General features: G+C 63.4%; 7 protein-coding genes and 1 riboswitch. Of the genes, 3 read left to right on the top strand and 4 right to left on the bottom strand.

Annotation, left to right across the window (positions count from 1 at the left end; translation table 11 throughout):
- Positions 1-461: methionine biosynthesis protein MetW (gene metW, locus EOA86_RS16145; RefSeq protein ID WP_128342523.1), on the bottom strand; the 461-nt coding region annotated here is incomplete at its 3' end.
- A 115-nt stretch (positions 462-576) separates the two neighbouring features.
- A complete protein-coding gene (locus tag EOA86_RS16140; RefSeq protein WP_029348622.1) occupies positions 577-1746 on the bottom strand; it encodes a homoserine O-acetyltransferase in 1170 nt (389 codons plus the stop codon).
- 116 nt (positions 1747-1862) lie between these two features.
- Positions 1863-1940, bottom strand: a riboswitch (SAM riboswitch).
- Positions 1941-2078: 138 nt separating this feature from the next.
- On the opposite strand from EOA86_RS16140, the gene hisC reads away from it, so the two are divergent.
- Both hisC and EOA86_RS16130 read left to right on the top strand, forming a co-directional pair.
- Positions 2079-3188, top strand: a complete 1110-nt coding sequence (hisC, locus tag EOA86_RS16135; protein WP_127212650.1) for a histidinol-phosphate transaminase — start codon at positions 2079-2081, stop codon at positions 3186-3188.
- A 4-nt stretch (positions 3189-3192) separates the two neighbouring features.
- Positions 3193-4128, top strand: a complete 936-nt coding sequence (locus EOA86_RS16130; RefSeq protein WP_206630036.1) for a prephenate/arogenate dehydrogenase family protein — start codon at positions 3193-3195, stop codon at positions 4126-4128.
- A 98-nt stretch (positions 4129-4226) separates the two neighbouring features.
- Here the strand turns inward: EOA86_RS16130 and EOA86_RS16125 are convergent, their stop codons facing one another.
- Positions 4227-5150 (bottom strand): PfkB family carbohydrate kinase, encoded by a 924-nt coding sequence (locus EOA86_RS16125; RefSeq protein ID WP_128342519.1) that lies wholly within the window; start codon positions 5148-5150, stop codon positions 4227-4229.
- A gap of 53 nt (positions 5151-5203) precedes the next feature.
- A complete protein-coding gene (locus EOA86_RS16120) occupies positions 5204-6202 on the bottom strand; it encodes a DUF2125 domain-containing protein (RefSeq protein ID WP_128342517.1) in 999 nt (332 codons plus the stop codon).
- 121 nt (positions 6203-6323) lie between these two features.
- Between EOA86_RS16120 and EOA86_RS16115 the strand changes: the two genes are divergently transcribed.
- A partial coding sequence (locus EOA86_RS16115) for a gamma-glutamylcyclotransferase (RefSeq protein WP_128342515.1) occupies positions 6324-6852 on the top strand: 529 nt, incomplete at its 3' end.

The following is a 6852-nucleotide window of genomic DNA, read 5'->3' as shown; positions in this document are numbered from 1 at the left end:
GTGCAGAAATGGATGTTGGGCGTGTCGTACCAGGAATAGGGCAGGTCCTTGGTCACCGGCATCCGCCCTTCGAGGAACAGCGAAAGGCGCACCCGCCAGTGGCCGAAATTGGGGAAGGAGACGATGGCGTGTTTGCCGATCCTGAGCAATTCGTCGAGCACCAGCTTCGGGTTGCGGGTCGCCTGCAAGGTTTGCGACAGGACGACGAAATCGAAACCCTTGTCGGGATAGAATTTGAGGTCCTTGTCGGCGTCGCCCTGGATGACAGACAGGCCGCGCGCCACGCATTCGTTGACGCCGCGCTGTGACAGTTCCATCCCGCGGCCGTCGACCTGCTTCGTCGCCTGCAGCAATTCGAGCAGCAGGCCATCGCCGGAACCGACGTCCAGCACCCGCGACTGCGGCGGGATGAGATCGGCGACGACTTCGAGGTCGACGCGCTGGGCGTGGTTGACACTCATGATCTCGCCTTTTGCCTGGCGCATGATCCGGATCCGAAAAGTCTGCAACTTTTCGGGGTCATGCGCTGATGCCTGGCGCATGATGCCGGTCCGGAAAGCCTGCAATCTTCAGGGGTCATGCGCTGAGCCCCCTGGCGCGGGCCGCCGAGGCGATGAAGCCGTTGATGGCCGCGAACAGCTCCGGCTCGTCGAGCAGGAAGGCGTCGTGGCCGCGATCGGTCTCGATCTCGACGAAGGACACCGAGGCGCCGGCCGCGTTCAGCGCGTGAACGACCGAGCGGCTCTCCTCGGTCGGGAACAGCCAGTCGCTGGTGAAGGAGACCAGGCAAAAACGGGTCCTGGTGCCGGCAAAGGCGTCGGCCAGTCGGCCGCCATGGTCGGCGGCGAGGTCGAAATAGTCCATCGCCCGGGTCATGTAGAGATAGGAGTTGGCGTCGAAGCGGTCGACGAAAGTCATGCCCTGATGACGCAGATAGCTCTCAATCTGGAAGTCGGCGTCGAAACCGAAGGTGAGCGCTTCACGGTCCTGCAAATTGCGGCCGAACTTCCGGTGCAGGGCCGCCTCCGACAGATAAGTGATGTGAGCGGCCATGCGCGCCACAGCCAGTCCCTTTTCTGGGCGCTTGCCCTGCTCGAAATATTTGCCGCCATGCCAGTCCGGATCGGCCATCACCGCTTGCCGGCCGACCTCATGGAAGGCGATGTTCTGCGAGGAATGGCGCGCGCCGGTGGCGATCGGCAGCGCTGAGAAAACGCGCTCCGGATAGCTCGACGCCCATTGCAGCACCTGCATGCCGCCCATCGAGCCGCCGAGCACTGAGAACAGTTTTTCGATGCCGAAATGGTCGACCAGCATCAACTGCGCCCGCACCATGTCGCGGATGGTGATGATCGGCAGGTCAAGCCCGTAGGGCTTGCCGGTGGCTGGATTGGTCGAGGCGGGGCCGGTCGAGCCGAGACAGCCGCCGATGACGTTTGAGCAGATTACGAAGAAGCGGCTGGTGTCGATGATCTTGCCGGGGCCGATCAGCACTTCCCACCAGCCCGGCTTGCCGGTCACCGGATTGGTGCTGGCGACATGCTGGTCGCCGGTCAGCGCATGGCAGACGAGGATGGCGTTTGAGCGGGCGTCGTTGAGCGTGCCGTAGGTCTTGTAGGCGATCTGGAACGGTGACAGCAGCGTGCCGGCGTCGAGCTTGAGCGGCTTGTCGGCACCGAAGCGCAACACCGGGCTTGACGGTTGGTCGGCCTCGTTGTTGGTTCTTTTAGTGCGCAGCGCGACCATCGCATCCTCTTATATTACCCATCGCGCTTTCCGAAAATCGATTCCGATTTTCGGGCGATGCGGTTGTCCGGCCGGCAACGGACAACAAAAACCGGCATTGCCTTCGCAAAGCCGGTTACAGAATGCAAACGGCCCTTTAGCGAGTTGTTTAACGTGGCTGCAAGCCGACCGGCCAAATCACCACGGGATTTCGCCTTTCTTCTAGGACCGCCGCGCCTCGGCGTCAACGGCCAGTCGCTCACCCTTAATTGACGCTCTCGACATTCCGGGCCACGGCTTGTATTTCCGCTGCGGCTTCCGGGTGGAAACGTTCTCGACGGATTTTTTGCAATATGAACCAGCCATCGGATCAGGCACGTCCAACGCCCCGCGCGGGGATCATGGACATAGAAGCCTATGTGCCGGGCAAGAGCACGGCGCCGGCCGGCGTTGCCAAGATCCATAAATTGTCGTCGAACGAGAACCCGCTCGGCCCCTCTCCGACGGCTATAGAGGCCGCGCGCGACGTCGCAGCCAAACTCGACATATATCCCGACGGCACCGCCAAGCGCCTGCGGGAGGCGATCGCCGAGGTGCATGGCCTCAACCCGGCGAACATCGTCTGTTCCAATGGTTCCGACGAGATTCTGGGCCTGCTTGCGCAGACCTATCTCGCGCCCGGCGATGAAGCCGTTATCACCGAACACGGCTTCATGGTCTACAAGATCTACATCCAGTCGGCTGGCGCTGTCCCGGTGTCTGTCAAGGAAACCAATGAGCGCGCCGACGTCGATGCGATCCTCGCCGCCGTAACGCCGCGGACCAGAATCATCTTCCTCGCCAATCCGAACAACCCGACCGGCACCTATTTGCCGTTCCAGGAGGTGCGCCGTTTGCATGCCGGCCTGCCTCGAAATGTGCTTCTGGTGCTGGATGGCGCCTATGCCGAATATGTCCGCCGCAACGACTATGAAGCCGGCGTCGAACTGGTGGCTGGCGCGGAAAACGTGGTCATGACCCGCACCTTCTCCAAGCTCGGCCTCGGCGGCGCGCGGATCGGCTGGATGTACGCGCCGATGCATATCATCGACGCGATTAACCGCGTGCGAGGTCCCTTCAACGTCAACGCGACGGCGATCGAGGCCGGCATTGCCGCGATCCGCGACCGCGCCCATGTCGAGCGCAGCGTTGCGCATAACGAGACCTGGCTGCGATGGGTGAGCGAGGAGTTGACCAAGCTCGGACTGCGGGTGACGCCGAGCGTCGGCAATTTCGTGCTCATCCACTTTCCCGAGGACCAAAAGCATTCGGCGGCGGCTGCGGACGACTACCTCTCAACGCGCGGCTACATATTGCGGCGCGTTTCCGGCTACGGCTTCCCGAATGCACTGCGCATGAGCATCGGCACCGAAGAGGCCAATCGCGGCGTTGTCGCCGCGCTCACGACATTTCTGAAAAGCTGAGACAATGACATCACCGATGTTCGAAAAGATCGCGCTGGTCGGCATCGGCCTGATCGGCTCGTCGCTGGCCCGTATCATCCGCCGCGAAGGTCTTGCCCGCCACGTCGCTATCTCGACACGCAGCGAAACGACGCTGGCACGGGCAAGCGAACTCGATCTCGGCTCCTCCTACACTGTGGACGCGAAAGAGGCGGTCCGCGATGCAGACCTGGTCATCGTTTCGGTGCCGGTCGGCGCTTCGGGCGAGGTCGCCGAGGAAATCGCACCGGCGCTGAAGCAGGGCGCCATCCTCACCGATGTCGGCTCGACCAAGGCGTCGGTCATCGCGCAGATGCAGCCGCATGTGCCTGATGGTGTGAATTTCATTCCCGGCCATCCGTTGGCGGGCACCGAAAAATCGGGTCCGGATGCAGGCTTTGCCGAACTGTTCGAGAATCGCTGGTGCATTTTCACGCCGTTGCCCGGCACCGATCCCGAGGCGCTGGAAAGACTCTCGGAATTCTGGCGCCGCTGCGGCTCCAACATCGATACGATGGATTCCCAGCATCACGACATGACACTGGCCATCGTCTCGCATCTGCCGCACATCATTGCCTACAACATCGTCGGCACCGCCGACGATCTGCAGTCGGTCACCAAGTCCGAGGTCATCAAATATACGGCCTCCGGCTTTCGTGACTTCACGCGCCTTGCCGCTTCCGACCCGACCATGTGGCGGGATGTCTGCCTGCACAACAAGGATGCCATTCTCGAAATGCTGGCGCGGTTCTCGGAAGATCTGGCCTCGCTGCAGCGGGCGATCCGCTGGGGCGACGGCGAAAAGCTGTTCGACCTGTTCACCCGCACCCGCGCCGTCCGCCGCTCGATCATCGAGGCCGGCCAGGACATCGACGTACCGGACTTTGGCCGGCAGGCGGTCGAGCACCCATCCAAGGGATAGAGCATCGGACCCAAATGTGGGTACTGATTTTGGGAAATCCGATGCTCAAACAAAAGGCAGAGCGGCGGTACGATTCGATTTGAAAGCCCGCCGCTGTCTCAGGCCGGCCAGTGGGCGGCCATCATCGCCAGCGTCTCGGCCCTGTCCGGCGCGCCCAGCCTGCCGCCGAAACGCAGGCATTTGAGCGCGGCGGCGGCGCTGGCAAAGCGCAGGGCCTGTTCGATCGGCATGGCTTCCGCCAAACCAACGGCAAAGGCGCCGTGAAACACATCGCCGGCGGCAAGCGTGTCCACTGCCTTGATCCTTGGCGCCGCGACATGGCGCACGGACGCGACCGAGCGGTCGAACCACCAGCTTCCCGCCGAGCCGCCCGTCACCGCTACGAATGCATCGGTGCGTCCGGCCAGCCCTTCACAGGCCTTTTGCGGGCCTTGTTCCTCGCCGCAGAGGATGAACGCCGCCGGCTCCGACGCGACGATGTGCGAGGCGAGCGGAAACAGGCGTTCCAGCACGTCCCGTGGCGCGGTGTCGGCGTCCAGTATGGCTGGACGGCCGATTGCGCGCGCCGCCGCCAGGGCCAGAGCTGCTGCGCCCGGCCAGCGTACGTCTACCAGGACGGCGTCGAATGCGGTGAGATCTTGGGTGGGGAGCGCCTCGGGATCGGCCTGGGCGAGCTTGTCATAGAAAGGAACGATGATGCGCTCGCCATGCGTATCGACCAAGATGGCCGACAGTGCCGAACGCGCGCCGGTGACGCGCCGGACAAAGCTGCAATCGACGCCTTCGGCCTCGATCCCGGCGACCAGCTGATCGCCGACGGTGTCGTCTCCCGCGCTCGCCCACAGCGATACGTCCGCGCCGAGACGGCGTGCGGCGCAGGCCGCGCTCGAAGCCATGCCCGAGGCGATCTGGACGCCGTCGGCCGCGATGAACTTGCCCTGACGTGTCGGAAGCGTGTCGACGCGTAGGATCGTGTCGAGCGTCAGCGCGCCAACACTCAGGAGCTTCACCGGGCGGTTCATCTATCTTCCTGTTCGACCATGATGTTTTCCAAATTGGAGGTCGCAACCATGGTCTAATCGACCGGCTCGATCCTGCCCAGCGGGATAAAACCGAGCGAGGCCTTGCCCTTGACGATCTTGAGCGGCATCGACGGTTCGTTGCCTAGCAGCGCCAGCCCGGCAAAGCCTGTTTTGATCTGGCTCTTCTGCTCGGGAATGGCCTTGCCGAGGATTGCCGCCACGGCCTTCGGGTCGCTGAGTTTGATCATCAGATCGGCGTCGATCAGCCCGTCGGCATCGATCGAAACCGGTCCTGAAACGGTGACGCGCGCGGTCCCCGACGACAGATCGAGCTTGCCGATATCGACTGCCTGGCCGCGCAGGCTCTTTGTTTGTGTCTTGATCAGCGCCGCGCCGTTCTTCAGCGTCACGTCGCCACTGCCGTCGAGCGGCGGCAGCACGCGACCATCGATGGCATCGGGGTCGATTTCGAGATCGGTAAAACTCCCGGCATAGTCGATGTCCTGGCCGTTCGGACGCAATTGTCCGGCCGCTGTCCCGGCGCTGAACAGCTCGACCGGGTCTGTGCCATCCGCCGGATCGGTCTGGGCAGACAGGCTCTCCGCCTCCAGTGAAACGCGCCGGGGCAGCGGCCAGGACAGTTTCACGTTCGCTCGCAGAGTATCCCAGTCGATCCATAGCGGCGCCATCCCCGGCACGGAGGTCCTGAGCGGTCCCCGCAGGTCGACGCCAGGCGACAGGATCTGGGTGATATGCGTAGCCGCGTGGAGGCTGCCGAGCGAGGCGGCGACGTTCCTTGTGTCGTCCTGGTAAGCCAGACTGTCGCAGGAAACGGCGAAGCTCGAGGGATACCCGCTGACCGTCAGATTGGCGCAGTCCGCCTCGATGCCATTGCCGTTGAGCTCGGCCACCGCTTTGCCGGCTTCGCTCTTGATCTTGTCTGCCAGGTAGAACCAGCCGGCGCTGTAGAGGCCGAATAGCACGACGATGAAAGCGCCAAGCCAGAAGAGGCGGCGGCGAAAATTCGGCGGGCGCTCGTCACTTGACGTCATGCTGCGGCTCTCGTTAGCGCGTGTTGCAGAGAGGGACTGTCGTTTCCGGCAACATCAGGTAGACGGAGACGGATTGATAAAAACACCGATTCCAGTGCGGTGCTGCAACAGGCTTGGCGATATGGGCGATTTTTGGGTTTTTGGCTACGGTTCGCTGATCTGGCGGCCGGGATTTGCGCATGTCGAGACGCGGCGCGCCCGCCTCCATGGCTACCGCCGCTCGCTGTGCGTCTACTCCTTCGTGCATCGCGGCACGCGCGAACGGCCCGGCCTGGTGCTCGGCCTCGACCGTGGCGGCTCCTGCATCGGGCTGGCCTTCCGCGTCCCCGGCGATCTGCGCAACGAGGTCATCACCTATCTGCGCGAGCGCGAGCTGGTCACCAATGTCTATCTCGAGCGCATGCTTAGCATTCGCCTCGACAATGGCGATAAGGGTGGCGGCGATAAGGGGGGTGGCGATAAGGGCGGCGGCGATAAGGGTGGCGGCGAGACGGACGGGGGCGAGACGGTCTCGGCTGTCGCCTATGTCGTCGACCGAACCCACGAGCAATATGCCGGTGCGCTCGATGCGGCCGATGCGGCGACCGTCGTTCGCGGCGCCGTCGGCCAGTCGGGAAAGAACGAGGACTACGTGCTCAGCACGCTGGAGC

The sequence above is a fragment of the Mesorhizobium sp. M5C.F.Ca.IN.020.32.2.1 genome, assembly GCF_004023105.1.
Lineage (GTDB): Bacteria > Pseudomonadota > Alphaproteobacteria > Rhizobiales > Rhizobiaceae > Mesorhizobium > Mesorhizobium wenxiniae.
This window is presented reverse-complemented; position numbering and strand designations above follow the sequence as displayed.

Coding starts and splice junctions, on each gene's coding strand:
- EOA86_RS16140 (WP_029348622.1), bottom strand. CDS start 1,746: ATGGTCGCGCTGCGCACTAAAAGAACCAACAACGAGGCCGACCAACCG.
- hisC (WP_127212650.1), top strand. CDS start 2,079: ATGAACCAGCCATCGGATCAGGCACGTCCAACGCCCCGCGCGGGGATC.
- EOA86_RS16130 (WP_206630036.1), top strand. CDS start 3,193: ATGACATCACCGATGTTCGAAAAGATCGCGCTGGTCGGCATCGGCCTG.
- EOA86_RS16125 (WP_128342519.1), bottom strand. CDS start 5,150: ATGAACCGCCCGGTGAAGCTCCTGAGTGTTGGCGCGCTGACGCTCGAC.
- EOA86_RS16120 (WP_128342517.1), bottom strand. CDS start 6,202: ATGACGTCAAGTGACGAGCGCCCGCCGAATTTTCGCCGCCGCCTCTTC.